Origin of the sequence: Pseudarthrobacter sp. 1G09 (assembly GCF_050038305.1) — a bacterium.
Classification (GTDB): domain Bacteria; phylum Actinomycetota; class Actinomycetes; order Actinomycetales; family Micrococcaceae; genus Arthrobacter; species Arthrobacter equi.
On sequence record NZ_CP188306.1, the window covers coordinates 1,588,925 to 1,615,844 of the forward strand.

General features: G+C 67.0%; 12 protein-coding genes and 1 pseudogene. All 13 read left to right on the forward strand.

Going from position 1 to position 26,920, the window contains the following annotated elements; genetic code table 11:
* Window positions 1–54: 54 nt before the first annotated feature.
* The 13 genes and pseudogenes from ACP3TD_RS07375 to ACP3TD_RS07435 all read left to right on the forward strand — a co-directional run bounded on the left by ACP3TD_RS07375 (window position 55) and on the right by ACP3TD_RS07435 (window position 26,850).
* The gene (locus ACP3TD_RS07375) at window positions 55–963 is read left to right on the forward strand and encodes a biotin--[acetyl-CoA-carboxylase] ligase (RefSeq protein ID WP_426766486.1); all 909 of its coding nucleotides are present in this window, start codon (window positions 55–57) and stop codon (window positions 961–963) included.
* Complete coding sequence (locus ACP3TD_RS07380; RefSeq protein WP_426766488.1) at window positions 956–1,552, forward strand: PH domain-containing protein; 597 nt, start codon at window positions 956–958, stop codon at window positions 1,550–1,552. Before ACP3TD_RS07375 ends, ACP3TD_RS07380 begins: the two co-directional genes overlap by 8 nt.
* On the forward strand, window positions 1,542–2,666 hold the full coding sequence (locus tag ACP3TD_RS07385; RefSeq protein WP_426766490.1) for an adenylate/guanylate cyclase domain-containing protein: 1,125 nt from the start codon (window positions 1,542–1,544) through the stop codon (window positions 2,664–2,666). The genes ACP3TD_RS07380 and ACP3TD_RS07385 overlap by 11 nt, the downstream gene beginning before the upstream one ends.
* 132 nt (window positions 2,667–2,798) lie before the next feature.
* A complete protein-coding gene (locus tag ACP3TD_RS07390) occupies window positions 2,799–8,969 on the forward strand; it encodes an Ig-like domain-containing protein (RefSeq protein WP_426766492.1) in 6,171 nt (2,056 codons plus the stop codon).
* A 163-nt stretch (window positions 8,970–9,132) separates the two neighbouring features.
* A complete protein-coding gene (locus tag ACP3TD_RS07395) occupies window positions 9,133–15,255 on the forward strand; it encodes an Ig-like domain-containing protein (protein ID WP_426767156.1) in 6,123 nt (2,040 codons plus the stop codon).
* 96 nt (window positions 15,256–15,351) lie between these two features.
* Window positions 15,352–16,323 (forward strand): AAA family ATPase, encoded by a 972-nt coding sequence (locus ACP3TD_RS07400; protein WP_268158449.1) that lies wholly within the window; start codon window positions 15,352–15,354, stop codon window positions 16,321–16,323.
* Window positions 16,324–16,373: 50 nt separating this feature from the next.
* Window positions 16,374–17,705: a DUF58 domain-containing protein gene (locus ACP3TD_RS07405; protein WP_426766494.1), complete on the forward strand. Its 1,332-nt coding sequence runs from the start codon at window positions 16,374–16,376 to the stop codon at window positions 17,703–17,705.
* A complete protein-coding gene (locus ACP3TD_RS07410; RefSeq protein WP_426766495.1) occupies window positions 17,702–20,281 on the forward strand; it encodes a transglutaminaseTgpA domain-containing protein in 2,580 nt (859 codons plus the stop codon). The genes ACP3TD_RS07405 and ACP3TD_RS07410 overlap by 4 nt, the downstream gene beginning before the upstream one ends.
* Window positions 20,278–20,358, forward strand: a pseudogene (locus ACP3TD_RS07415) (zinc-ribbon domain-containing protein); the annotation flags it as partial. The gene ACP3TD_RS07410 and the pseudogene ACP3TD_RS07415, both read left to right, overlap by 4 nt.
* Window positions 20,359–20,655: 297 nt before the next feature.
* A complete protein-coding gene (locus tag ACP3TD_RS07420) occupies window positions 20,656–22,020 on the forward strand; it encodes an RDD family protein (RefSeq protein WP_426767158.1) in 1,365 nt (454 codons plus the stop codon).
* The gene (locus ACP3TD_RS07425) at window positions 22,017–23,024 is read left to right on the forward strand and encodes a PP2C family protein-serine/threonine phosphatase (RefSeq protein WP_426766496.1); all 1,008 of its coding nucleotides are present in this window, start codon (window positions 22,017–22,019) and stop codon (window positions 23,022–23,024) included. The genes ACP3TD_RS07420 and ACP3TD_RS07425 overlap by 4 nt, the downstream gene beginning before the upstream one ends.
* On the forward strand, window positions 23,021–25,048 hold the full coding sequence (locus ACP3TD_RS07430) for an FHA domain-containing protein (protein WP_426766497.1): 2,028 nt from the start codon (window positions 23,021–23,023) through the stop codon (window positions 25,046–25,048). The genes ACP3TD_RS07425 and ACP3TD_RS07430 overlap by 4 nt, the downstream gene beginning before the upstream one ends.
* A complete protein-coding gene (locus tag ACP3TD_RS07435; protein ID WP_426766498.1) occupies window positions 25,045–26,850 on the forward strand; it encodes a serine/threonine-protein kinase in 1,806 nt (601 codons plus the stop codon). The genes ACP3TD_RS07430 and ACP3TD_RS07435 overlap by 4 nt, the downstream gene beginning before the upstream one ends.
* Window positions 26,851–26,920 lie beyond the last annotated feature (70 nt).

Sequence of the window (26,920 nt, forward strand, 5' to 3'; positions counted from 1 at the left end):
GCAAAGGGCAGGCCGCCGGTGCGGCAGCATTCCCCGGCTCGGTAGGATTTAGCTATGGCTGAAGCGCATATCCCCGGTATCCCGTTGGACAGGTCGGAGCTGGGCGATCAGCGCTTCCTGTCCGCTGCCGGCATTTCCCGGCTCGACGTGGTGGACTCCACCGGCTCCACCAACGCCGACCTGCTCCGTGCAGTGACCGTGGAGCCCGCGTCCTGGCCGGATCTTTCCGTACTCACGGCCGAATACCAGACCGCTGCCCGGGGACGCCTGGAAAGGCACTGGGAAGCGCCGCCCCTGAGTTCGGTCTCCGTTTCCGTTGTGCTGCGGCCCGTGAATGCCGAGGGCCGGCCGCTGCCCACGCAGAGCTACTCCTGGCTCTCGCTCATTGCCGCCCTGGCGCTCCGCGAAACCCTGCTGGAAACGGCCGGCATCCCGGCCGAACTCAAGTGGCCCAACGACGTCCTGGTCCGCGGCCGGAAGATTGCCGGCATCCTGGCCCAGATGGGCCCCATGGCGGATGGCACCGTCCCGCCGGTGGTGCTGGGCACCGGCCTGAACGTCACCCTCCACGAGGACGAGCTGCCTGTCCCCACCGCCACGTCAGTGTTCCTCGAGGGGGCGCAAACCACCGACCGGACCCAGCTGCTGAAGAGCTACCTGTCCCACTTTGCCGTGCTCTACCGGAGTTTCTGCAACGCCGACGGTGACCCCACGGCAGGCATGGCCGGCGGCCCGTCCCTGCATAAGCGCGTCGAGGCCGTCATGGTGACGCTGGGCCGGCAGGTACGGGCGCAGCTGCCGGGCGACCACGAGATCATTGGCCATGCATCCCGCCTGGACGAATACGGCTCACTGCTGGTGGTGGATAAGGATTCACGCGAGCATGTGGTCACCGCGGGGGACGTGGTGCACCTGCGGCCCTGGACTGCACCGGAAGACGCCGGCCAAGGCGGTTATGCGTAAGGACCTCGTTCCCGGCGAACAGGTCATCGTCACCACCCGACCCCAACCCAGGAAACTGGCCGGCCCCGCCGCCGCTTTCATCATTGCTCCCGCGGTGGCGGCATTCGCATCCGCCTGGATCGTGCGCGGGGAAGCCCGGCGCCTGGTTCCGGCGCTGGAGGCACGCTGGACCCCGTGGCTGGTGACGGCCTGCGCGCTGGCTGCGGCGTGGGTGTGGCTGGGCTACTGCCTGCCGCGGCTGATGCGCTGGCACGCGACACGCTATACCCTCACGAGCCGGCGGATGGTGGCCAGGTCCGGCATCTTCAGGCGGCGCGAAGTGCAGGTCAATCTCCTCTCCGTCCGCAACCTCACAGTCCACGAGGGCGTGCTTCAACGCCTCCTGCGCTCCGGGAATATATCCTTGGAAACCGGGTATGAGGGCGTGACGACATTCCGGGACGTGCCGGAGGCCGCCAGGTTCCGGGATTTTATCCTTGACGCCATCGGGGAACTTCCCGAGGAGCGCCTCCCGCCCGGAGATGCAGGGGATTACCCTTCCGGGGCAGTGCCGACGGAAATGAGAGAAGGTGGACGGAATGAACGATGAGGACCAGCAGGAGCTCGTGGATCCCGTCACGCCGTCCCCTGCCACTGACCCGCAGCCTCCCACCGGAGCGATGTCCGCAGAGCGCCTGGCCATGAAAGCCCTTGAAGCGCGGCTGCTCGGCGGCGAACGCAAGCTCCGCCGTCGCGAGGTGGCAGCGGGGGCTGGCCTGTCCCTGCTGTCCGCGCGCAAACTCTGGCGGGCGCTGGGGTTTCCGAACTTCGGAGACGAGGACGTCGCCTTCACCGAACGCGACCAGGCAGCACTGTCAATCATGGTGGACCTCGTCCGCGCCGGAAAGCTGACCGAGGAAGCAGCCATTTCCGTCACCCGCGCCATCGGCCAGATGACGGACCGCATGGTGGTATGGCAGATCGAAGCCCTGGTGGAGGACCTCGTCCACGAACAGGGCGTCACCGACGCGGTCGCCCGCAAGCGGCTGGTCAACGAGCTCCCGGCCCTGGTGGATGCCCTTGAAGAAGTGCTGGTCTATTCGTGGCGGCGCCAGCTCAATGCCGGCATCCAACGGCTGGCCGTCCGGGCCGAAGCCGGATTGCAGGCCAGCGAGGAAGGCCGCGAAGGCGATGAGGACGATGCGCCGTTGCCGCTTGCGCGGGCGGTGGGCTTCGCCGACCTGGTGTCCTACACCAGCCTTTCGCGCCGGATGAACGAGAAGACCCTGGCCCGCCTGGTGCAGCGGTTCGAGAACAAATGCGCCGAGATCATTTCCGTTGGTGGCGGCCGCCTGGTCAAGACCGTGGGCGACGAAGTCCTCTACATCGCTGAGACCCCTGCGGCAGGCGCCGAGATCTCCCTCGCCTTGGCCCAGGCTTTCACGGAGGACGAGATCCTGCCGGAGGCCCGGGTGGCCATGGTCTGGGGCAGGATACTGTCTCGCCTCGGCGACATCTACGGCCCCACCGTCAACCTCGCCGCGCGGCTTACCACCCTGGCTGATCCCGGAACGGTGCTGGTGGACTCCATGACCGCGTCAGCACTCGAACATGACGAACGGTTCGTGTTGGTGCCCCAACCGCCGGAAAACGTCCGTGGTTTCGGCGAAATCAACCCAGTCCGCCTGACCCGGGGCCTGGGCAAGGGCCTGATCGTCGACTGATCCCTCTTCACCTGCCCGCACAAGCGGGCAGGGGGTTTGTCCATTTGATAGCTAGACAGGCTATATTTGTTGTGCCCGGCTGCCGCATGCCGGTCATCGGCCGTCGCCGGATTCAACGGGGGGAACCGTTCCATGAAACTTCGCGGACGAGCGCGCGCAAAAGCTGCTGCTGCGCCCCGGCGCCGGCCCTTTCTCCAGTCCCCCCTTTTCAGCACCTCCGCCATGGGCCTCGCCCTCGCCGCCCTCGTTGTTGGTGCCGTCGTCTATCCGGGGTTTAAGACCACTGAGGTGGAGTTGAATGACGGTGGTGTGTGGGTGGTGTCGAAGTCTAAGAATGCGGTGGGGCGGTTGAATTATCCGTCGCGTGTTTTGGATGGGGCGGTGACTCCTGCGTCGTCGACGTTTGATATTTTGCAGGATGCCGGTGAGGTGTTTGTTGATGATGAGTCTGGTTCGACGTTGAATCAGGTGTCGCCGGCGAATATGCGTTTGGGTGGGGATAAGCAGTTGCCGGGGGCTGCTGATGTGAGTTTTGGGTCGTCGGTGTTGTCGGTGACGGATGCGGCGTCGGGCAAGGTGTGGGCGGTGTCGCCGTCGACGGTGAATGGTTTTGATGAGGAAGCGTCGGAGCCGGTGTTGGTGGGGTCTGAGGGTACGGTGTCGGCGGTGGGTGCTGATGATCGTATTTATTCGGTGGATCCGAAGGCTGGGACGGTGACGGTGACCGGTGTTGATGCCAATGGTGTGGTGGTGTCTTCGGAGTCTGAGTCGTGGTCTGAGTTGAAGGGTGCGGGGGATCTGCAGATCACGGTGGTGGGGGACCGGCCGGTGGTGTTGGATGTTGCGGCGGGGAATTTGTTTTTGCCTGGTGGTAAGCGGTTGCAGTTGGCTGATGCGCGGGATGCGAAGTTGCAGCAGGGTGGTCCGGGCAGTGATTTTGTGGCGATTGCGACGCAGAAGGTGTTGTTGAAGCAGCCGTTGGATGGTGGGACGGCGAAGACGGTGTCGTTTGGTGGTGAGGGTGTTCCTGCGGCTCCGGTGCAGTTGGGTGGGTGTGTGCATGCTGCGTGGTCGGGGGCGAATAAGTATGTCCGTGATTGTGTGAATGATGCTGATGATAAGAACGTGGATGTGCCGAAGGCGAGTGCGTCGCCGTCGTATGTGTTTCGGGTGAACCGGGACCTGGTGGTTCTCAATGATGTGAATTCCGGGAATGTGTGGCTGGTGAACCAGAACATGCAGCTCGTCAACAACTGGGACGACGTCATTCCGCCCAAGGAAACCTCGGACGACGCCGACAAGGACTCCGCCGACGAAGTCCAGCAGACTGTCCTCCCGGACCGCACCAAACCCAACAGCCCGCCGCTCGCCCAGCCGGACAGCTACGGCGTCCGCGCCGGCAAAACCACCATCCTCCCGGTCCTGGACAATGACACGGACCCCGACGGCGACATCCTTACAGTGCGCCAGCCCGACAACATCCGCCTGGGCGCGTTGTCGACGATCTACGGCAGCACGGGCTTCCAGGTCGCCGTTCCCGCCGACAAGACCGGCAGCGAAACCTTCAAATACACGGTGGACGACGGCCGCGGGCTTTCCGCCACTGCCGAAGTTTCGCTGCGCGTTGTCCCGATGACGGAAAACACGGCACCGGCGCAGAAGCCAAACCGTGACACCACCATGGTGGTCCAGCAGGGCAAATCCGTCACCCGGAACATCCTTTCTGACTGGATCGACCCCGACGGCGACGACCTCTACGCCACGTCGGTCTCCAGCCCGGACCCCCTTGACCAGGTCCGCATCCGCCCCGACGGGCAGCTCTCCTTTCAGGACAGCGGCACCTCGCCAGGCCGCAAGGTCCTCACGGTGGGCATCTCCGATGGCCAGGCCACCACTGAAGGCCGGATCACCCTCGACGTCCGTCCCGCCGGTGCCCTCCCGCCCATCGCCAACGCTGACCACGTGGTGGCAGTGGCCGGGGCGCCGACGGTGATCGCACCACTCAAGAACGACATCGACCCCCAAGGCGGTGCGCTCCGCCTCGCCCAGGTGACCGCGGACGAGCAGTCCCGGGCGGTCATCGGCGCCGACCAGCAGACCTTCAGCTTCACGTCCGACGTGCCGGGACCGCACTACGTTGAGTACCTGGTAACCAATGGGCCGGCCAGCGCAGTGCAACTGGTCCGCGTCGACGTCGTGGCCGGCAACGACGCCGGAGCCCCGGTCGCCGTCCGCGACATTGCCCTGCTGCCCACAGGCGGCAGCGTCCTTGTAGATGTGCTCGGCAACGACTCCGACCCCTCCGGCGGCGTCCTGGTGGTCCAGTCGGTGACCGCCGACGGTTCCCTTCCTGTCAGTGTGTCCGTCCTGGACCACTCGGTGGTCCGGATCACGGACCTTCGTGCCGAAGGCCAGCTGACCCTGAAGTACACCATCTCCAACGGCCGGTCCTCCGCGACCGGCGAGATCGCCGTCGTAGTAGTCCCGGCACCTACAAAACTGCAGGCACCCCAGGCCAAGCCCGACGAAGCCACCGTCCGGGCCGGTGACGTCGTCTCCATCCCGGTGCTCGATAACGACACCGACCCCAACGGCGGGAAGCTGACCCTCGTGCCCGAGCTCGCCCAGGTTCCGGACGAAGCTGACGGACGGACCTTCGTGGCCGGGGACCAGCTTCGGTTCATCGCCGGGCCCGAGGCCAAAACTGTCTACGCCATCTATAAAGTCCGCAATGAGTCCGGCCAGGTGGACTCCCAACAGGTGACCATCCGTATCCTGGCGCGCGATGACGAACGGAACAGCCGCCCCGAACCGCGCAACCTCACCGGCCGCGTCGTCGCGGGCATGACCGTCAAGATCCCCGTGCCCCTGGACGGCATCGACGCCGACGGCGACTCGGTGCAGCTGATGGGAATCGACAAGGCAGCGGCCATGGGTACGGCGATCGTCCGCGACGGCTACCTCGAATACACCGCCGCAGGCGACGCCGCCGGGACAGACACCTTCAGCTACCGGGTCCGTGACCGGATTGGCGCCGAGAACACCGGCACCGTGATTGTGGGCGTTGCACCGGCGGAAGCCATCAACCAGAACCCGATTGCCGTGGACGACGCCGTGGATGTCAGGCCGGGCAGGAACGTCGCCGTTGACGCACTGGTCAATGATTCGGACCCCGACGGCGATCCCATTTCCCTGCTGACGGACGGCTTCGAAGCGCGGCCCGAGCTGAACGTCGAAGTGGCTGACGGTGCCAAGGTTCTTTTCACCGCCCCGGCAATGGAAGGCAATGAGAGCATCCGGTACCGCATCCAGGACGACAAGAAGGCGCAAGCCAGCGCCGTCATCCGGGTCCGGGTCAGTGCGGACGCGGAACTGAAGCGTCCCATTGCCAAGGACGACAGGGTCACGCTTGCCGAAACCCTGGGTAAGACGGCCATCGACGTACCCGTCCTTAAAAACGACTCCGACCCCGACGGCGTGGCGTCCGAGCTGCAGATCAGCCTTCCGGACGGCAACCCCAATGCCCGCGCGGGCGGCTCAGGGAACGTGGTGGTCAACCTCACGCCCGAAGACCAGCTCATCCCGTATACGGTGACCGACCCCGACGGGCTCACCGCAACGGCCGTCATTTGGGTGCCGGGCCAGGGAGCGCAGTACCCCACGCTGGCCAACACCGAAACGGTGGAAGTCATGGCGGGCAAGGAAGTCACCCTGGACCTGGACGACTACGTCAGGGTGCGGGACGGCCACCGGCCCAAGATCAGCGTTGCTGACTCCGTCAAGGTCCTGGGCGCCTCTCCGGACAACGTGATCGTGGGAGAGGGCGAAGGCCTCCGCTACGCGGCGCGTCCCGGTTACGCAGGGCCGGGCTCCATCACCTTCGAAGTCACCGACGGCTCCGGCCCCGACGATCCCGAGGGGCTGAAGTCGACCCTGGTCATCATGACCAATGTGATCCCGGACCCGGACGAAGCCAACACCCCGCCCACGTTCCGCGGCGCATCCCTGGACATTCCCAAGACGGAAACCGCCACCTTGGACCTTGGCCCCCTCGCGGCCGACGTCGACGAACGGGACCAGGGTAACCTCACGTTCTCCCTCGAAGGGTCACCGCCCCCCGGCTTTAGCGCGAAGCTCGACGGCACGGTACTCAGCGTCAGCGCAGCGAACTCCGTAGGGGTCGGCGTGACGGGCAATATCCAGGCCACCGTGACCGACGGACGATCGCCCGCGGTGACAGCCACCATCCAGGTGCGGCACGTGGCATCCAACCGGCCCATGCCGGTAGCCAATGATGACGTGGTTGAGAAAGCAAACGCGGGCCGCGCCGAGACGGTCAACGTCCTGGCCAACGACGTCAACCCCTTCAGTGATACGCCGCTGAAGATCGTTGGCACCAGCGTTGAAACCGGTTCGGCCCAGGGCCAGCCCACCATCAACGGCGACTCCATCACCATCACACCGGCAGACGGGTTCAAGGGCGTGATGGTGGTCCGCTACACCATCGCCGACAAGACTGGCGACCTTTCCCGCCAGGTGGACGGCCGCGTCCGCCTCACGGTGCGCAGTGAACCCGATGCGCCGTCCGCCCCCTCGGCCACCGACGTCCGCAGCCGCACCGCCGTGCTCAAGTGGGCGCCGCCGTCGGACAATGGAGCGCCCATTACCGAGTACACGGTGGTATCCAACAACGGATTCCAGCAGAAGTGCCCCACCACCACCTGTACCCTCTCCGGCCTGACCAACAACGTGAAGTACGTCTTCACGGTCAAGGCAACCAACGAGGTGGGGGAGTCGCAGCCGTCACCGCAGTCGAACGAGATCCGGCCCGACGAAAAGCCCTCCCCGCCGGAAGCGCCCAGCGTCAAAGCCGGTGACAAGAACATGGTCATCAACTGGCCAGCTGCCCGGACGGAAGGCTCGCCGGTCAAGCACTACAACCTGGAGATCTCGCCTCCGCCCGCCAACGGTGTTGCCGTCAAGAACGAGGTCGCAGGCCTCAACTACACCTGGACCGGGCTGACCAATGGCGTGAAGTACAAGGTGCGCGCCCAGGCTGTCAACGAACTCGGCCCCTCCGACTGGGGTACCTATTCCGCCGAGGACAATCCGGCCGGTGTTCCGGCGGCCCCTGCCGCACCCACCTCCTCCGTGGCATCGTCAGTGGGAACCCAGAACCAGCTCCGGGTGAACTGGGCTGAACCCAACACCAACGGTGACGCCATCAGCACCTATTACGTCACGATGTCCGGCGGCGGCAGGGCCGACCAGACGCAGACCATTCCAGGCACTGTCCGCACCGCCAACTTCACGGCGGACAACTCCGAAGCCGCGTACACGTTCACCGTGCAGGCCGAGAACAAAGCGGGCAAGGGTGCGGTCAGCCCGCCGTCGGCTCCCCGCCGTGCCACCGGAAAGCTTGGCCAGGTTTCGGGCGTCAACGCCACTCCGGCCAACACCGGCGGTGCCGGCCGGTCGGTCACCGTCGACTTCAGGCGCCTGACGGCTGCTGAACGGAACGGCTCAGCCGAGAACGAGGTCAGTTACAGCTACAACGCCAGCAATGGTGCCAGCGGCCCTGTCAGCCCGGGCCAGACCATCGGCGGCTTCGCCAACGGCGCCCAGGTGAGCATCACTGTCATTGCCAATTCCTCCGTGGCCCCGAGCTCCAACGCCAGCGCCCCGGCGTCGGCAACGCCGTACGGATCCCCGGGCACGCCGTCCGCATCGGGACAGGACGGCGGCGTCAACGACCAGTCCGTCACGCTTCGCTGGTCCTCGCCATCCACGGCAACGAACGACGTCGCGAGCACCAGGATCAGGATCAACGGCGGAGGCTGGGAGAACGTGGCAGCTTCAGGCAGCCGGACCATCAATACCGGCGGCTGGCAGCAGAGCCGCACCATCGAGGTCCAGACCCTGAACTCCGTGGGGACCGGAAGCGGCATTGCCAGTGCCAGTGCAACGTCCGGCAAGCAGGGACTGTGGGAAACCCGGATCAAGACCTCGGATCCCGACTTCGAGCGCTCCTGCACCTACACCCGGGGCGGCTCGAATTACCGGCCCACCCCGTACTTCACCTGCGATGGCGTCAGCGGCAACAATCCGCCCTGGTTCTACAAGTCCAGCCAGGACCGCATCATGGTGGCCTGCTACATCGACCAGGACGACAACTGGTCCGGTAACGGCATCGTCCGCTGGTGGCGGGTTGAGTCCGGCTCGGCACGCAACGTGGGCCGCTATGTGATCGCCGGACACACCACTCTTCCGGACCCCGCAGGGCTTGGAGCACCCCCATGTTGACCCACCAAAATCATGAAGCCGCAGGTCAGGCACGGGGGCACCTCTACCCATCGCGGACCTTTGACCCGTTGGGTAGGCTAGCGCGGGGAACAGAGAGCCCGTTACCGGGTAATTGGGGATTGCGGCCGGGGGGCCGCCACACAACTGAGGGAAGCAAATGGCTGTGACAAGTCTGCTGGGGAAACTTGGGCTCAAACGGCGCCACAAGAAGATCGTCACCGGTACAGCCTTCGCCGCTGCCGTGGCCGTCGTGGCGACCGGTGCCGTGCTCTATCCGGGGTTTAAGACCACTGAGGTGGAGTTGAATGACGGTGGTGTGTGGGTGGTGTCGAAGTCTAAGAATGCGGTGGGGCGGTTGAATTATCCGTCGCGTGTTTTGGATGGGGCGGTGACTCCTGCGTCGTCGACGTTTGATATTTTGCAGGATGCCGGTGAGGTGTTTGTTGATGATGAGTCTGGTTCGACGTTGAATCAGGTGTCGCCGGCGAATATGCGTTTGGGTGGGGATAAGCAGTTGCCGGGGGCTGCTGATGTGAGTTTTGGGTCGTCGGTGTTGTCGGTGACGGATGCGGCGTCGGGCAAGGTGTGGGCGGTGTCGCCGTCGACGGTGAATGGTTTTGATGAGGAAGCGTCGGAGCCGGTGTTGGTGGGGTCTGAGGGTACGGTGTCGGCGGTGGGTGCTGATGATCGTATTTATTCGGTGGATCCGAAGGCTGGGACGGTGACGGTGACCGGTGTTGATGCCAATGGTGTGGTGGTGTCTTCGGAGTCTGAGTCGTGGTCTGAGTTGAAGGGTGCGGGGGATCTGCAGATCACGGTGGTGGGGGACCGGCCGGTGGTGTTGGATGTTGCGGCGGGGAATTTGTTTTTGCCTGGTGGTAAGCGGTTGCAGTTGGCTGATGCGCGGGATGCGAAGTTGCAGCAGGGTGGTCCGGGCAGTGATTTTGTGGCGATTGCGACGCAGAAGGTGTTGTTGAAGCAGCCGTTGGATGGTGGGACGGCGAAGACGGTGTCGTTTGGTGGTGAGGGTGTTCCTGCGGCTCCGGTGCAGTTGGGTGGGTGTGTGCATGCTGCGTGGTCGGGGGCGAATAAGTATGTCCGTGATTGTGTGAATGATGCTGATGATAAGAACGTGGATGTGCCGAAGGCGAGTGCGTCGCCGTCGTATGTGTTTCGGGTGAACCGGGACCTGGTGGTTCTCAATGATGTGAATTCCGGGAATGTGTGGCTGGTGAACCAGAACATGCAGCTGGTCAACAACTGGGACGACGTTGTTCCCCCCAAGAACGAATCCGACGAGCAGGACCAGGAATCCGCGGACATCAACACCATCAACGTGTTGCCGGACCGCACCAAGCCGAACCGTCCGCCGGAAACCAAGCCCGACGTCGTCGGCGTCCGTCCGGGCCGCACCACCATCCTGAGCGTCCTGGACAACGATTCAGATCCCGACGGCGACGTCCTCACCGCCGGGCTCCAGGGCAACCCGCCGAGGGCAGGGACGCTGGAGAACATCTACGGCGGCACCGCCTTCCAGATCTCCGTGCCGGCCGACGCCAGGCCCGGCGCGGAAACGTTCAGCTACTCGGCGTCCGATGGGCGTGGCCTCTCCGCCGCCGGGCAGGTCACCCTCAACGTGGTGGGTCCGGACGATAACAAGCCGCCGCAGTTCAAACGCGGGGAGTCCACCACCATGCTGGTGGAACAGGGCAAGACCGTGAGCCAGAACATCCTTACGGACTGGCTGGACCCCGACGGCGACGACCTGGTGCTCCTTGACGCCAAAGCCGATAACGACCAGGACCAGGTGAAGGTCCGCCGCGACGGCCTGCTCACTTTCCAGGACTCCGGCGCCACGGCCGGGAAGAAGAACGTTGAGGTGACCATCTGGGACGGCCGCGACACCGTCACCGGCAAGGTGGTCATTAACGTCCAGCCACCCGGCGCCCTCGCGCCCGTGGTCAACGCTGACCATGTCACAGCCGTGGTGGGCCAGGACCTGGTGATTTCGCCTTTGAAGAATGACGTGGACCCCAACGGCGGCGCGCTCCGCCTGGCCCAGGTGGAAGCCAACGGCCCCGCGGATCTCGGCCCCGTGACCGACGGCGGAACCTTCACGTTCCGCAGTACCACCCCGGGCCCCGTCTATCTCACGTACATCGCCAGCAACGGACCGCAGAGCAGCCAGGGCCTGATCCGAGTGGACGTCGAATCCGGTGACGACCCCGGCGACCCCGTCGCCGTCCACGACGTCGCCCTGATGCCCACCGGCGGCAGCGTCCTGCTGGACCCGCTGGCCAACGACTCCGACCCCTCCGGCGGCGTCCTGGTGCTGCAATCCGTGAAGCTTCCGGAAAACGCGACCATCTCGGTGAGCGTGATCAACCACAGCGTCCTGCGCATCACGGACATCCTCGGAACCAAGGACCCGATCCTCTTCGAATACACCATGTCCAACGGCAAGAAGTCGGCCACCGGTTCCGTATCGGTGGTGCCCGTCCCGGCACCGGCCGTGGTGGAAGCACCCCAGCCCAAGCCGGACGAGGTGAACGTCCGCGTCAACGACGTCGTCACCATTCCCGTCCTGGACAACGACACGCACCCGCAGGGCCAGGAGCTGACCGTTGACCCGGTCCTGCCCCAGGGCGTGGACCCGGTTGACGGCAAAAGCTTCGTCTCGGAAAACACCGTCCGGTTCATCGCCGGCAGCCAGCCCAAGACGGTCCGTGCTATCTACAACGCGGTGGACCCGCAGGGGCAGAAGAGCGCCGCCGCGGTCACCATCCACATCCTCCCGCTGGAAGGCGCGGAGAATTCCCGGCCCCAGCCGCGCAACCTCACGGCCCGCGTGGTGGCGGCTGGCACCGTCCGCATTCCGGTTCCGCTTGACGGAATTGATCCCGACGGCGACTCGGTCCAGCTCACCGGCATCGACAGCACTCCTGCCATGGGTACGGCGACGGTAGGCAGCAACTTCATTGACTTCACGGCCGCCGGTGACGGCGCCGGGACCGATACCTTCCGCTACAAGGTGGTGGACCGGCAGGGTGCCGTCAACACCGGCACCGTAACCGTGGGCATCGCACCGCGCGGTGAAATCAACCAGAATCCCACTCCCGTCGACGACGAGGTGCGGGTCCGCCCCGGCCGCCAGATCGCCGTCGACGCCACCGGCAACGACACCGATCCCGACGGCGACCAGATCCGCATCCTCACCGACGGCATCGAGGCTGATCCTGCCCTCCAGGCCACCGTCAGCAAGACCAGCGGACGGGTCATCCTGACCGCTCCCAACGAGGCCGGGACGGTCAACGTCCGGTACACCGTGGCCGATGACCGGGATGCCCGGGCGCAGGCCACCATCCGCGTGGTGGTGGACCCGGAAGTTCCGCTCAAGGCACCCATAGCCCGCGACGACCGGGTCACGTCCGCCCAGACCATGGGAAAGACCGCCGTGGACGTTCCCGTCCTGAAAAACGACGAAGACCCCGACGGCGTGGGCGAGAACCTCAAGATCAGCACCGAGGCAACCACCGCCCGGCCCGGCACCGACGGCAACATGATTGTTGACCTCACCGAGCAGCCGCAGCTCATCCCGTACACCGTGGAGGACGTGGACGGGCAGAAGTCCACCGCCATCATCTGGGTGCCCGGCCTCGGCCAGCAGGTTCCCACGCTGGCCAAGGACGAGGTCCTGGAAGTGGTGGCCGGCCAGTCCGTCAACGTTGCCCTGGATGAATGGGTCAAGGTCCGGGAAGGCCGCTCACCGCGCCTGACACAGGCGGACCGGATCAAGCTCATCGGAGCCGACGGCAGCGACCCCGTCACCGGTGACGGCACGGGGCTGAAGTACACCGCGGGCACCGACTATGTGGGTCCGGGTTCGCTGACCTTCGAAGTCACGGACGGAACCGGACCGGACGATCCCGCCGGCCTGAAGTCAACGCTCAGCATCCGCACCAAGGTCCTCCCGGACCCCAACAAGAACAACGCGCCCGAGCTCCTGGGCGCGAACGTCGAAGTGCCCATGGGCGACTCGGCGAGCATCGACCTGGGGAGGCTGACCTCGGACCCCGACGGGGACGACGTGGACAACATGAAGTACGAACTCCTGGACGGCGCGCCGGCCGGATTCACCGTGAGCGTGGACGGCAGGAACCTCAAAGTCTCCGCAGCGGACTCCAGCCGGGCCGGCACCGCCGGTGCCGTGCAGGTCAAGGCCAGGGACCCGCGCGGCCTGGAAGCCACTGCCACGTTCCAGCTGTCCGTGACGGCGTCCAACCGGCCCAAACCGGTAGCGAATGACGACGTTGAACCCAACGCCGCCGCCGGCAAGCCGGTCACCATCAATGTCCTGGCCAACGACGCCAACCCGTTCCCCGAGACGGCGCTGAAGATCATCGCCGCCGCCACCGAGACCGGCAGCGGCAACGTGGAGGTCAGCGGTGATTCCGTGACGGTGACACCCGCCCCCGGCTTCACCGGCACGATGGTGGTCACCTACACGGTGGAGGATAAGACCCAGGACGCGTCGCGGCATGCCACGGCGCGGGTCCGGCTCACCGTTAAGGACGAACCTGCGGCCCCCACCACGCCGCAGGCGCAGAGCGTGGGGGACCGGACGGCACTGCTGAACTGGACCGCTCCCGCGGACCGCGGTTCACCCATCACCAAGTACACCGTGTACGGCGAGGGCGGGTTCCAGCAGGACTGCCCCGCCAATACCTGCACGCTGAACGGGCTGACCAACAACACGAAGTACCACTTCCAGGTAACCGCCACCAACGAGTTCGGCGACTCCGACAAGTCGCCGCCCTCGGCCGAGGTCCGGCCGGACGTCAAGCCGGACACCCCGCTGGCGCCGTCGCTGAAGTTTGGCGACAAGGAACTGTCCATCAACTGGACTGCTCCTGCCAGCAAGGGTTCGCCGGTGAAGTCCTACGACCTGGAGATCTCGCCGCCGCCCGCGGGGCAGAACGCCCAGATCCAGAACCTGACCGCTGTCAGCTATGTCTGGAAGGGCCTGCAGAACGGCGTGTCCTACAAGGTGCGGGTCCTGGCCCGGAACGACGCCAAGGAACCGTCCGAGTGGAGCCCGTACTCCGCGGCTGAAGTACCGGCCGGCGTGCCGGCCACCCCGGCCGCACCCACCGCTGCCCAGGCAGCATCGCTGGGTTCGCAGAGCCAGCTGAGGGTCAGCTGGGCCGCGCCGAACAACAACGGTGACGCCGTCTCGGCCTACACCCTTACCACCCTCCGGGGCGGAGCGGCGGTGGCCACCCAGCAGGTGGCCGGCACCTCGCAAAACGTGACAGTGGACAATTCCGAGGCCAATTACACCTTCACGGTTTCAGCCACCAACAAGGCGGGAACCAGCGCCACCAGTGGACAGTCGGCGGCGATCCGGGCGGTAGGCAAGCCCGGCATCGTGAGCACTCCGACGGCGACGCTGGTGGACACCGGTGGAGCAGGCGGGAAGATCGACATCCGGTTCACACCCTTGTCTGATGCCCAGCGCAACGGCTCCACGGCGCAGGAGATCACGTACAAGTACTCGCTGACCTCTGGCGGGGGCAGCGGCAACATCGCTGCCGGCGGCGGAACCGTCGCCGCCGCCAATGGCACGCCTACCTCGGTGGTGGTCTGGGCAGTTTCCTCGCGCAGCTCCACCGCCGGTGACGCGAGCGCTCCGTCCAACCAGGTCAATCCGTACGGCCTGGCCTTTGCTCCGAATGTGAACGGCAGCAAGAGCAGCGGAGTGGGCGACAAGACGGTGTCCTGGACGTGGAACCAGCCGGACGGCAACGGCCGTGCTGTCACGGGCTACCAGTACAGCCTGGATAACGGGGCTTGGCAGGACACCAACCAGCGCTCGTTCTCCAAGACGGTCGGCTTCAGCGAAACCCACACCCTTCGCGTGCGGGCCATCAGTGGCGGCCAGCCGGGCCGGATCGGCAGCGACACGTCCCGCAGCGGCGCCGAGCCGCCGCCCCCTGTGCCCACCTCGTGGGGCATCACGGCCAGCCCCGTCCGCAGCTGCACCGAACCCCGCAAGGGAACGGACAGCTTCCGTGCCGGCAATCCGTCGTCGTGCGTGGGTGAAGGCAAATGGCTGGACGCAAACGTCGGATCCCAGTCGGACCGGTACCAGGTCTGGTACAAGACCTCGAACAACCCGAGCGGCATCTGGTACCACCTGACGTCCGGCCCGGCGGCCGGCAACTGGCTCCGTTGCGACACCTCCAATATCGGCTGCAACCCGCCCAACGGGATGCCAAACCGCTAGCGCAGCAGCAAAACCCATCAAGAGGGACCCGGGCCATCCGGGTCCCGCTACGGACTGAACCCACCTTTGGAACCAAGAAGAAGGAAGAACCACCCCATGACGATGACCAGCGAGCAGGCCGCGTGGTTTGCCGATACGTTCGAAAAGCTCGTTGCCAATGTGGGGCAGGCGGTGCTGGGTAAGGAACACGTCATCCGGCTGACCTTTACCGCGATGTTGGCCGAGGGCCACGTCCTGTTCGAGGACGCCCCGGGAACGGGTAAGACCTCCCTGGCCCGTGCGCTGGCTGCCACCGTGCAGGGCTCCAACAACCGCATCCAGTTCACCCCTGACCTCCTGCCCTCGGACGTCACCGGCGTGACCATCTACGACCAGAAGACGCAGAAGTTCGAGTTCCACAAGGGGCCGATCTTCAACAACATCGTCCTCGCTGACGAAATCAACCGCGCGTCGCCGAAGACCCAGTCCGCGCTCCTTGAGGTCATGGAAGAATCCAGGGTCACCGTGGACGGCGTCACCTACTCGGCGGGCCGCCCGTTCATGGTGATGGCCACCCAGAACCCGATCGAACAGGCCGGCACCTACCGCCTTCCGGAAGCCCAGCTGGACCGCTTCCTGATCAAGACGTCCATTGGTTACCCGGACCACGCTTCCACGGTCCGGCTGCTGGGCGGCTCCAACCTCAAGGACCGTTCCCAGGATCTTTCCGCCGTCATCACCACCCAGGCCGTGGCCGACATGGCTGACCTTGCCGCCACCGGACACGTGGACACCGCTGTGCTCGAGTACATTTCCCGGCTGTGTGAGGAAACCCGCAGCGCCCCGGAAACCCGGCTGGGCGTCTCGGTCCGCGGCGCCCTCGCCATGGTCCGCGCCGCGAAGGTCTGGGCGGCCTCGCAGGGCCGCAACTTCGTCCTGCCGGACGACATCAAGGAACTCGCCCCGGTGGTGTGGACCCACCGCTTCGTGATGGACCCTGAAGCCGAGTTCTCCGGCGCGACGCCCGAGGCGGTGCTGGCCCGGATCCTCGCCGACGTGGCCGCCCCGCAGCAGCGCACCAACGCCTGACCCGCAGGCCCGGCACGCCCTCCACTTCCAGCAACAACGAAGGCACACATATGTCCACCGGCACCCCGCTGACCCGGCTCACGGAGCGTCTCAAGCAACCCTTCCACCGGGACGGCAGGCCCACCCGCCTGCACCCGTCGGCGGTCTGGGCCGAGGCGAGCTCCGCAGTGGGCCTCGCCCTGGCACCGGCCTGGCGCACAGTCCGGAAGGCGTGGCTCACCTACGCCTGGCCGGTACTCTCCGTGGTCAGCGTGCTGGGATGGTCGGTCCTCGCCGCCACCATCCTGCTCTGGTGGGCGGGATCGGCCTACGGCTGGCAGGAAGCGAAGGCCGCCGCCGTGGCGGCCTTCGTTATGTTCCTCATCGCCGTTGGCTTCATCCTGGGCCGCTCCACTTACGGAGTTGTCCTGGACCTGGCCCGGACCCGTGTAGCGGTGGGGGACAGCGCGGTGGGAAGCATCGCCGTCACCAACACGTCCAACCGGCCGCTGCTGCCCGCATCGGTCGAACTGCCCGTTGGCGGAGTCACCGCAGTCTTCCACCTGCCCCGCATGAAGCCCCAGCAGGTCCACGAAGACCTCTTCACCATTCCCACCGCCCGCCGCGCCGTCATCGTGGTGGGTCCTGTACGTTCCGTCCGGGCCGACCCGCTGCACCTGCTGCGCCGCCAGGTCCTGTGGACCGAGCCGGAGGACCTCTTCGTCCACCCGCGCACGGTGCCCCTGGCAGGCTCCGCCGCCGGGTTCATTCGCGACCTCGAGGGCATGCCCACCACCGAACTGTCCAGCGCCGACGTCTCCTTCCACGCCCTCCGCGACTACGTCCCCGGAGATGACCGGCGGCACATCCACTGGAAGACCACGGCACGGACCAACAAGCTGATGGTCCGCCAGTTCGAGGAAACCCGCCGGGCGCACCTCGCCATCGCGCTGTCCATCAACACGGAGGAATACGCCTCCGAGGACGAATTCGAGATGGCCATCTCGGCGGCCGCATCGATCGGCCGCCAGGCGATCCGCGAGCAGCGCGAGCTGGACGTCCTGACGCAAAAGGGGCCGCTGCGCTGTGAAACCGGCCGCAACATGCTCGATGACATGACCCGGATCGTCGGCACCCCGATGCGGCGTACCGCCGTCGACCTCGCCCGCACCCTGGCAGACACCGTCCCCAACGCCTCCGTGGTGTTCTTCGTGGTGGGCAGCAACGTTACGGCCACCCAGCTGCGTTCCTCCGCAGCGTCGGTTCCCCCGGGCGTCCGCAGCCTCGCCGTCAGGGTCGAGGCCGGGGCCGCGTCCAGCAGGGCCAACATCGCAGACCTCACCGTGCTGACCGTCGGCGACCTCGCCGATCTCGGCATCGTCCTCCGAAAGGCGGCAGCATGACCTCCGCACCTGGCCTCCGTCCCAGAAGCGGATCCGCCCGGAAACCGTTCAGCAGCCAGGCCGGACCGTTCAGCAACGGGCAGCCGGCCTGGCACTTCGCCCTCGACGCCGGTGCCCTTACCGTCCTCCTGGGGCTGGGACTGCTCGGTTTCGGGCTGAGTTTCGGCGGCGACCCCTACTACTTGCTGTCCGGCTTTGGCGGCATCATCCTGGGCCTGGCCATCGGTGTGCTCAACGCGCACCTGCGCCTCGGACTGCTCGTCACCACGGCGATTGCCTTGGGCGCCTACCTCGTGTTCGGCACCCTGCTGGCAGTTCCGGACGCTGCCATCGCCGGGTTCGTGCCCACGTTGGATTCGCTTCGCACGCTCCTGCTGGGTGTGGTGTTCGCCTGGAAGGACATGCTCACCGTGGGCGTCCCGGTAGGGTCCGCCAACGGCGTGCTGATTGTCCCGTTCCTGAGCTCGATGATCATGGCGCTCGTGGCAGCCGTGCTGACCTGGCGCGTGCGCAGCCCCTACCTCCCTCTGATCCCGGTGCTGCTCCTCTTCGTCACGGGCATCGCGTTCAGCACCAACGCCGCCTTCCTCACGGTTGAACGTGGCATCGGCCTGACAGTGCTGGGCATCGCCTGGGCAACCTTCCGCCGCGACGCCCTCCGCAGGTCCTCCACCCGGCGGGTCTCCGTCAACAATCCGCAGGCGGATACCGCCACGGCCCGGAAAGCGTCGCTGCGCCGCCTGGGCATGGCCGCCGGCGTGATTGCCGTCAGCGTGGGCGTCACCGCCCTGTCCGCGCCGCTGGTGACTGCCGGAAACGAACGCAAGGTCCTCCGCAACGTGGTGGTTCCGCCGTTCGATCCCAAGGACTACGTCACCCCCCTGGCCAGCTTCCGCACCTACGTCAAGGACAAGAAGGACGACACCCTGTTCGTCGTCAAGGGCCTGCCCCGCGACGGCAGGGTTCGGCTGGGGGCCCTGGACGCCTTCAACGGGACCAACTACAACATGGACCCCAACGGCTCGGGCAACTTCAGCAAAGTGGGCGACGCCGAGTCCATCAACACGCTGGCGGACACCTCGAGCGTGGTACCCACGAACGATTACTCCATCGACATCAGCATCGAGGACTACCAGGGATACTTCGTCCCCGGCGGCCGGAAGACCACCGGCATCAGCTTCGACCAGGGCGGCTCCCAGGCGGCGTCCGGCCTGTACTTCAATTCCGGTACGGACACCGCCGTCACCACCAACGGACTGAACCGGGGCGACTCGTACAGCGTGCAGGTGTCAGACCCCGTGAAGCTGGAGCACGGCCAGCTGACGCAGTACGACTTTGCGCAGCTTTCGCTTCCGGACCCGCTGGAAGTTCCGCCGGTGGTGGGTTCGCAGGCCAACGACCTGTCCGCCGACGCTCCGACCGCCATCGACCGGGTCCGCCAGATCGAGGCCCACTTCCAGAAGACCGGCGCCTTCAGCAACGGCCTGGTCAGCGAAGGGCAGCTCCCCAGCGTCTCCGGCCACGGCTCCGCACGCATCCGCAACCTGCTGACGGCCAAGCAGATGCTGGGCGACGACGAACAGTACGCCGTGGCGATGTCCCTGATGCTGCGCCACCTGGGCATCCCGTCCCGGGTGGTCATGGGCTTCTACCCGGACCCCACAAGTCCCGAGAACGGTGCCGGCGAGGTCAAGATCACCGGCAAGAACGTCCACGCCTGGGTGGAAGTCGCGTTCGAACGCGTTGGCTGGGTCAGTTTTGATCCCACCCCGCCCAAGGACAACGTTCCCATCCCGCCGGACCCGGAGAACAAGTCCAAGCCCAAGCCGCAGGTGCTGCAGCCGCCGCCCCCGCCGCAGGAACCGGCCGACCTTCCGCCGGACTCTTCGCCGGATGCGCTGGACGCGGACCAGAAGAAAAACAACCCCTGGCTCTTCTGGGGTGCGCTGCTCAGTGCCCTGGGTGTGGCACTCATCCCGCTGGCCATCCTCGCGTTGCCGCTGCTGCTGGTCGCGTTGTTGAAATCACGACGCCGGAAGTCGCGTTTCAGCGCCGGTGACCCCGCCCAGCGTGTGGGCGGGGGATGGAGTGAAGTGGTCAGCCTGGCGACCGACATGGGTGCCGCAGTTGACACCCGGGCCACGCGCCGGGAGAGCGCCGCGGTCCTGGCCGAGGCGTTCCCGGGCAGTCAGTCCGCCACCACCACGCTGGCGCGGCGGGCGGACGCCTCGATCTTCGGCGCCGGGCAGCCCAGCGAGGACGAGGTGCGTGAGTACTGGACCATCGTGGACGGGTCGCTGAAGGAAATGACTGCCACGGTGGGCTTCTGGCGCCGCCAGCAAGCACGGTTCTCACCGCGGTCGCTCCTTTCCGACGCTCGCACCGCCCTGAACACGAAGGACGGCGCCGGCAACGGCGGACGCCGGTTCAAACTTCCGGCACTGCCGTTCGGGAAAGCCGTGGGCCGCCGTCGTCCGCCTGCCGGGCCCCCCGCGGACAGTCCCGGCGCGCCACCGGCCGGCACCGGCGCACCCTCCCCTGAAGAACCTCCAACGCAAGGACCCAAACCAGAGTGACCCCCAATGCCGAGCGCTGCCCGCGCTGCCAGCAAAACATCCGCACGGGCGCCGCTTTCTGCACCTCATGCGGGGCGCCGCTGCCCAACCGGTCGGCACGGAGCCTCCGCAACCAGGAGCAGGCTACCGGGCCCGGTGCCGCCCCCAACCCCGGCTCCCAGCCCGGCGCCCAGCCCGGCGCCGGCACCGCGCCGTACCCGGGGACGGACGTCCGGGCGGCGCCAGTTGCCGCGCACCGGCCGCCGATTCCCGGTACTATCCCGGTAGTACAAATGCCCCAGGCAACTTCTGCCGCGGGCATCGCGAACGCGGCAGCGGTGCAGGGGAGCACCGCAGGTCCGGCAGGGGCGTCCGCGCCAGGGGGAGGAACAGGAATGGCAGGAAACCTTCAGCTTGTCCCGGCAACAGCGGGCAAGCGGCTCGGGGCTGCCGTCGTTGACTGGCTGTTCCCGCTGGCGGTCCTGGTAGTGACCTTCGCCATTGGCTTTGCAGGGATCACCCGCACCCGCAGCGGGGGCTTCATCATTTACGACACCGCCTCCCTGGTGCTGTTCGGCGGCATTGGCCTGGGCATCACCCTGGTTTACGCAGCCGTGCTGACGGGGCTGGAAGCCCGGACGGGCAAAACGCCCGGCAACCTCCTGATGGGGATCCGCAGCACCGACAATGACGGTTATGCGCCCGGCGCCGGTGGGGTGTTCGTGCGGGGCCTGCTGACCGGTGCCGGCATCCTGCTGACACTCATTGGAGCCGTCCTCGTGGTGGTCTTCAAGTGGTTCGACGCCGCTTTCTTCATCCTGGGGCCGCTGCTCCTGGTGGCGGCCGTTTGGGCCGTGCTGGTAGTGGTCTCCAACAACTGGGACAAGGACGGGCGCCTGCGCGGCTGGCACGACAATGCCGCCAAGACGCTCGTTTTCGACGTCAAGGCCGGCCGAGATCCGATCACCACGGGCGGCATCCAGGGCCCGTACAGCTTCGCGCCGCTGGACCTGCCGCCCGTCCAGCAGGTGCTCTCGCCCGTCGCGGGGGCCCGCGCGCCCCAGGTCATCGCCCCCCAGGCGCCGGCCGGAGCAGCACAGCAGGCACAGGTGCCGCAGGCTCAAGGTCAGCAGCAGGCCTATCAGGTGCCCGCGGCGCCCGCTGCAGCGCCGGTCCAGACCCACCCGGCTCCGGCCATCCAGCCTGAGGGCCGGACCACCCCCGCGCAGACTGTGTCCTACACGTCGCCCGCATCCTTTGCGCCGCCGGGTACTCCGGCGCCGCCCGCGTGGCAGTCCGGGCAGCAGTCCGCCGCGCCAGCGGGCACGGGACAGCAGTTTGCCGGGCAGCAGTTGCCTGGGCAGCCGCACGCGGACGACGACGTCGAACGCACCCAGGTGCGCCCCGGCACCGCCGGCCCGGCGCCTGTCGCCGTGCTGCGGATCAGGCTCGACGACGGCCGCGACTTCCAGCTCGACCGCAGCGTCCTGGTGGGCCGCAACCCCGTGGGCTCCGCGGGCGAACAGCATGCCCAGCTCCTCGCCGTCGACGACCCCGGACGGTCCATCTCCAAGACCCACCTGCACGTTCTTACTGACGGTGCGGGCATCTGGGTGACCGACCGGAACTCCACCAACGGCAGTGCCGTGACCACGCCCGACGGACTCCGCACGCCCCTTGCGGCAGGTGTCCCGACGTTCGTTTCCCCCGGTTCCAGCGTCCACTTTGGCGACCGGACCTTTTACCTAGGACAGGCATGAACCAACAGCCCGCCAGTGTTCCCTCCACCACGCAGCCGGGCCCGGGCCTGAGCCTCAACTGCGGCTACGGGACGGACCGGGGACTCCGCCGCGAGCTGAATGAGGATTCCTTCATCGCGTCGGATCCGGTCTTCGCCGTTGCCGACGGCATGGGCGGCCACGAGGCCGGCGAAATTGCCAGCGGCATGTGCGTCAGGACCCTGGCAGCGATTCCGCAGCTGTCCACCGGGGACCGGAGCGTCACGGCCGCGGTCCTGCAGCAGTACCTGCTGCGCGCGGACAACTCCATCAGGGAAGCCACGGGTGCCCGGGCGGGAACCACGCTGACCGGTGCCGTGGTGGTGGAACAGATGGGCATGCCCTACTGGCTGGTCATGAACATCGGCGACTCACGTACCTACCGCCTCAGCCAGGGCCGGTTCGAACAGATCAGCGTGGACCACTCCGAAGTCCAGGAACTCGTGGACGCCGGCGAAATCACGCCCCAGCAGGCCACGGTGCATCCCCGCCGCCATGTTGTCACCAGGGCGCTGGGCACCGGGGACGAAACCGAGGCGGACTACTGGCTCCTTCCGGTGGAGGAAGGGGACCGGGTGATGGTCTGTTCCGACGGCCTCACCTCCGAACTGACCGACGAGCACATCCACCGCATCCTCAGCACTGCCGGCCATCCCCAGGACGCCGTCGACGCCCTGATCCAGGCCGCGCTGCGCAGCGGCGGCCGGGACAACATCACCGTGATCGTGGTGGATGCCCGCAACGTCCTGAACGACGCCGGCGCAGCCACCACCGCTCCTCGGCGGGACCCGTCGGCTGAAGACGAGGTAACGCTGCCCCGCGGACAAGCCGTGCAGGCCACAACCCAGCCTCTTCCCCAACAGGAGGACAACGCAGGGCAGGAAAAGCCTGCAGCGCGGGAAGACTCTGCAGCGCAGGAAGGCGTGGCCGGGCGTGAACAGGCCGCAGGCCAGAATCCCGACGACGGCACGGAGGTCCCGCGATGACCGGCACCAGCTACGTCCCCGGCACCTGGCTGGGCATCGTCCGTTCCCACACGGCGGTCATCCTCGGACCAGATACGCCGCCTGCCCTCGCCGATTCCGTGTGGAACCTCATCGCCGGGAAGACCGAAGTCTACGAAGTCCTGCAGGCCATCACCGGCAGCGCCGGCGGCAACCTGTCCCGCATTCCGCCGTTCGCCATCCTCGACTTCACAGGGCCGCTGCGGGTGTTCCTTCGGGGCGGCCTTGAACTCTCTGTCGAAACACCGGCGGGACCTGCGGAGCTTAACGGCCGTGACGTCACCACCTGGAGCGAACGCAGTTTTGCCGTTCCCGGTGCCTGCACCCTGATGATCCCGGGCGCAGGCGACACCGGACAGCCCGAGCTGCGGCTGGGGGAGGGCATGGTGCTGCTGCAGGCGATCCGCCTCGGCGCTGATGCCGGGCAGGGCGCGCTGGAAGCTCCTGATGCTGCCCGTGCGGCAACGGTCCTGGCGCCTGAGGCCGCCGAGGAATCTGCGCCCGAGACCGCCGCTGACACTGCGGCCGAGTCTGCCGCGGACATCGCGGTGGCGGCTGTTGCCGTCGATTCGACCGGTACCGCTGAAGTCGTCCCGGAGGCCGCCAGCGCCAGCGATTCTGTTGCCGGCCAGGCCGCTGATCCCGGTGCCCCGGACGCCGGAGATGTGGCTTTGCCGGAAAGGGCCATCGCGCCGGGCCAGGCAGAGGTTTCCGTCGAGACCGTGTACGCCGTCCTGGACGAGGACGGCGAATATGCCGATCACGGCGGCGCGCAACAGGCCGGTACAGGCGAAGCCGGCTCCGTCGACAATGATCCTGCTGCAAATGGTTCCGTCGAAGACGGCGCAGCGGACAAAGCCTCTGGTGAAACAGGCAGCCCTGATGCGGAAGCCACCGGACTGGACATGGACGGCGACGCTGACCGTGATGCCGAATCGGCAGTTCCCGGGGCAGCTGACCTGCCTGCAGCCATCGACCTGACCAGTTCCTATGACCACCTGTGGGAGCGGACGGTCATGCGGAACATCGAGGATGCTGCGGTCCGCGAGGAACCGGCCGAAGATGACCACGAGTCCGCACCCGCCATCGAGGCCGCGGCCCCGCAGGCTGCCATCGAAGCCGACGCGGACGCTGCTGAACAGCAGGTACCGGAGCATCCGTTGCCGCACGACGAAGCGGACGGTGCAGGTCTTCCTCCTGTTGCAGCACCCAAGCCGGCCGCCGGACTGCTCATTGAGTCAGTGCCCTGGCGGACCGGTGGAGCGGGGAACGTGCAAGCACCTGCCCCGGAGCCGTTCACCCCGGCACCGGCTTCGACTGGGGCCCCGCCTGCAGCACCGCCGGCTTTCGGAGCGCCTAAGCCGGAATCGCAGCCGGGAACCGCCCAGCCGGCCAGTTACCCTGCTGCACCGGGGGCAGGGCCATCCGCCACCGGCTTTGACGATGACCATGACGGCCAGACGGTCATGAAAAGCAGCGTCTCCACCGCCCAGCAGGCACCCGCCACTTCGGGCGTGCCGGGTACGGACGGCTCAGCTCCGGCCAGCGGTCCGCTGGTGTTGGCCCGGGTGTGCCCGCAGGGTCATGCCAACCCGCCCATCCGCTCGGCCTGCACCGAGTGCGGGGCGTCCCTGCCCCAGGACGCCGTGCAGGTGGGCCGCCCACGCCTGGGCCGGATGCGCCTGTCCACAGGGGAACTGCTGGACCTTGACCAGTCCCTGGTGATCGGCCGGCAGCCATCAGTCTCCCGCGTCCAGGGCGGTGGCATGCCGCGCCTGGTCCAGGTACCCAGCCCCGGCGGCGACATCTCAAGGTCCCATGTGGAGGTCCGGCTGGAAGGCTGGCACGTCATGCTGTGCGACGTTAAGGCAACCAACGGCACAGTCCTGGTGCGGCAGGGGCAGCCCCCGCGGCGCCTGGCCCAGAACGAGATGGCCATCCTGCTGGACGGTGACATCGCCGAGCTGGGCGACAACATCTCGCTGCGTTTTGAGGAGATTCCTTGAGTTCCAAACGGCCTGTGGCGCCGCCGCCCCGCATCCCGGGGTTCACTTACATCAGCCTGCTCGGTTCCGGCGGGTTCTCCGACGTCTACCTTTATGAGCAGGACAGGCCGCGCCGCAAGGTGGCCGTGAAGGTACTGCTCTCGGACCTGAAGACCGAGGGCGCCCGCCGCCGCTTCGAGTCCGAGGCCAACCTGATGGCCCAGCTGTCCTCCCACCCCTACATCGTCACCATCTTCGAAGCGGAAGTGACGGATGACGGGCACTCGTACCTGGCCATGGAGTACTGCTCCCGGCCCAGCCTGGACGTGCGCTACCGCCGCCAGCGGTTCAGCGTGGATGAGGTTCTGGCCGTCGGCATCCAGGTGGCCTCCGCCGTCGAAACGGCCCACCGGGCGGGCATTGCCCACCGCGACATCAAGCCAGCCAACATCCTGGTGACGGACTACAACCGCCCTGCGCTGACCGACTTCGGCATTTCCGGCACCCTTGCCGGTGACAGCGACGACGACTCCGGCATGTCCATTCCCTGGTCCCCGCCCGAACAGTTCCGTGGCGGCAGTGTTGACGGAATCATGGTGGACGTGTGGGCCCTCGGCGCCACGCTCTACACACTCCTGGCGGGCCGCTCGCCGTTTGTGATGCCCGGCGCGGACAACTCCCAGCGCGAACTGATCAACCGCATCAGCAACACCGCGCTTCCGCGCCTGGGCCGCGCGGACGTGCCCGAATCCCTGGAGCTTGCCCTGGCCACCGCCATGGCCAAGTCGCCCCAGTCGCGGTATTCCTCCGCGCACGCGTTCGCCCTTGCCCTGCAGCGCATCCAGGCGGAGCTGAACCTCTCCGTCACCCCCTTCGAGGTCCTCGAAGAACCTCAGCAGGAGGAGAACCACCCGGACGAGGGCACCGAGGAGACCCGGGTCCGGAGCATCGCGTCGATCGACCCGGAGCGGACCGGCAGCGCCCCCACCTTCCCGGCGCGCACGTGGCCGCAGGCTCCCGGCTCCGGGGCAGGAGGCCCCGGCACCGGAAACACCACGGCGGGCCCGGACAGCCAAACCGGCGCGCCGCCGTCGCGCTTCACCGCCCCCGCCGGCGGAACCTGGCCGCCCGCTACGGCGGAAGGACGCAACGCGGCAACGCAGGCCCGTGTCCCCGGGAGCATCTTCGGCAAGGAGGCAACGGACGACGACGGCCCGCACGAATGGTCCCAGTCCACCGTCCTGCGCGGCAGCGGCGGCACCCAGCCCAACTATGGGGCGCCGGGCCACGGCGCCGAAGACGCACACACCAGCTCCGCCGACGCCACCGTCCACCGGCCCGCGGCAAGTGACCGGCAGGCCGAAGGGCCAGGGGAAGCGCCGGAGCAGGACCACGGCAAGCGGAACCTGTGGCTCGCCATAGCCGGCGGCACCATCCTGGCCCTTGCTGCGGTGGTAGGCATCGTGGCGGCCAACTCCGGCGGCGGGACGCCCAAGGTGGTGGAGACCCAGCAGGTATCCAAGCCGCCCGCGGACGCCCTGGATAACGGAACCGTCCCCGACGTCGAAGGGCTGGCAGGGGCCGCGGGCAGCGACGGCAACGTGGCGTTCACCTGGAAGAACCCGCAGCCCAAGGACGGCGACAGCTACAAATGGCGTGTCTACACCATCGGCGGTGGCGGCGAGTTCCAGTCAGTGGCGCAGCCGCCGGTCCAGGTCAAGGCAAACCCCTCCGGGCAGACCTGCGTCCAGGTGATGATCGTCCGCACCGACGGCGCGTTCTCCCCGCTGGAACAGGGTTCCATCGCCTGCACCGGCTCATGACGGCCGGCACGCCGCCGGCCAGTCCGTTGTGCCGGCAAGCATGCCGGCCGCATTGATACTTTCGCTCTTG

Excerpts from the sequence above, each read along its gene's own strand:
- ACP3TD_RS07410 (WP_426766495.1), top strand. The coding sequence starts at position 17,702 with ATGACCTCCGCACCTGGCCTCCGTCCCAGAAGCGGATCCGCCCGGAAA.
- ACP3TD_RS07405 (WP_426766494.1), top strand. The coding sequence starts at position 16,374 with ATGTCCACCGGCACCCCGCTGACCCGGCTCACGGAGCGTCTCAAGCAA.
- ACP3TD_RS07420 (WP_426767158.1), top strand. The coding sequence starts at position 20,656 with ATGGCAGGAAACCTTCAGCTTGTCCCGGCAACAGCGGGCAAGCGGCTC.
- ACP3TD_RS07390 (WP_426766492.1), top strand. The coding sequence starts at position 2,799 with ATGAAACTTCGCGGACGAGCGCGCGCAAAAGCTGCTGCTGCGCCCCGG.
- ACP3TD_RS07385 (WP_426766490.1), top strand. The coding sequence starts at position 1,542 with ATGAACGATGAGGACCAGCAGGAGCTCGTGGATCCCGTCACGCCGTCC.
- ACP3TD_RS07400 (WP_268158449.1), top strand. The coding sequence starts at position 15,352 with ATGACGATGACCAGCGAGCAGGCCGCGTGGTTTGCCGATACGTTCGAA.
- ACP3TD_RS07375 (WP_426766486.1), top strand. The coding sequence starts at position 55 with ATGGCTGAAGCGCATATCCCCGGTATCCCGTTGGACAGGTCGGAGCTG.
- ACP3TD_RS07430 (WP_426766497.1), top strand. The coding sequence starts at position 23,021 with ATGACCGGCACCAGCTACGTCCCCGGCACCTGGCTGGGCATCGTCCGT.
- ACP3TD_RS07425 (WP_426766496.1), top strand. The coding sequence starts at position 22,017 with ATGAACCAACAGCCCGCCAGTGTTCCCTCCACCACGCAGCCGGGCCCG.
- ACP3TD_RS07380 (WP_426766488.1), top strand. The coding sequence starts at position 956 with ATGCGTAAGGACCTCGTTCCCGGCGAACAGGTCATCGTCACCACCCGA.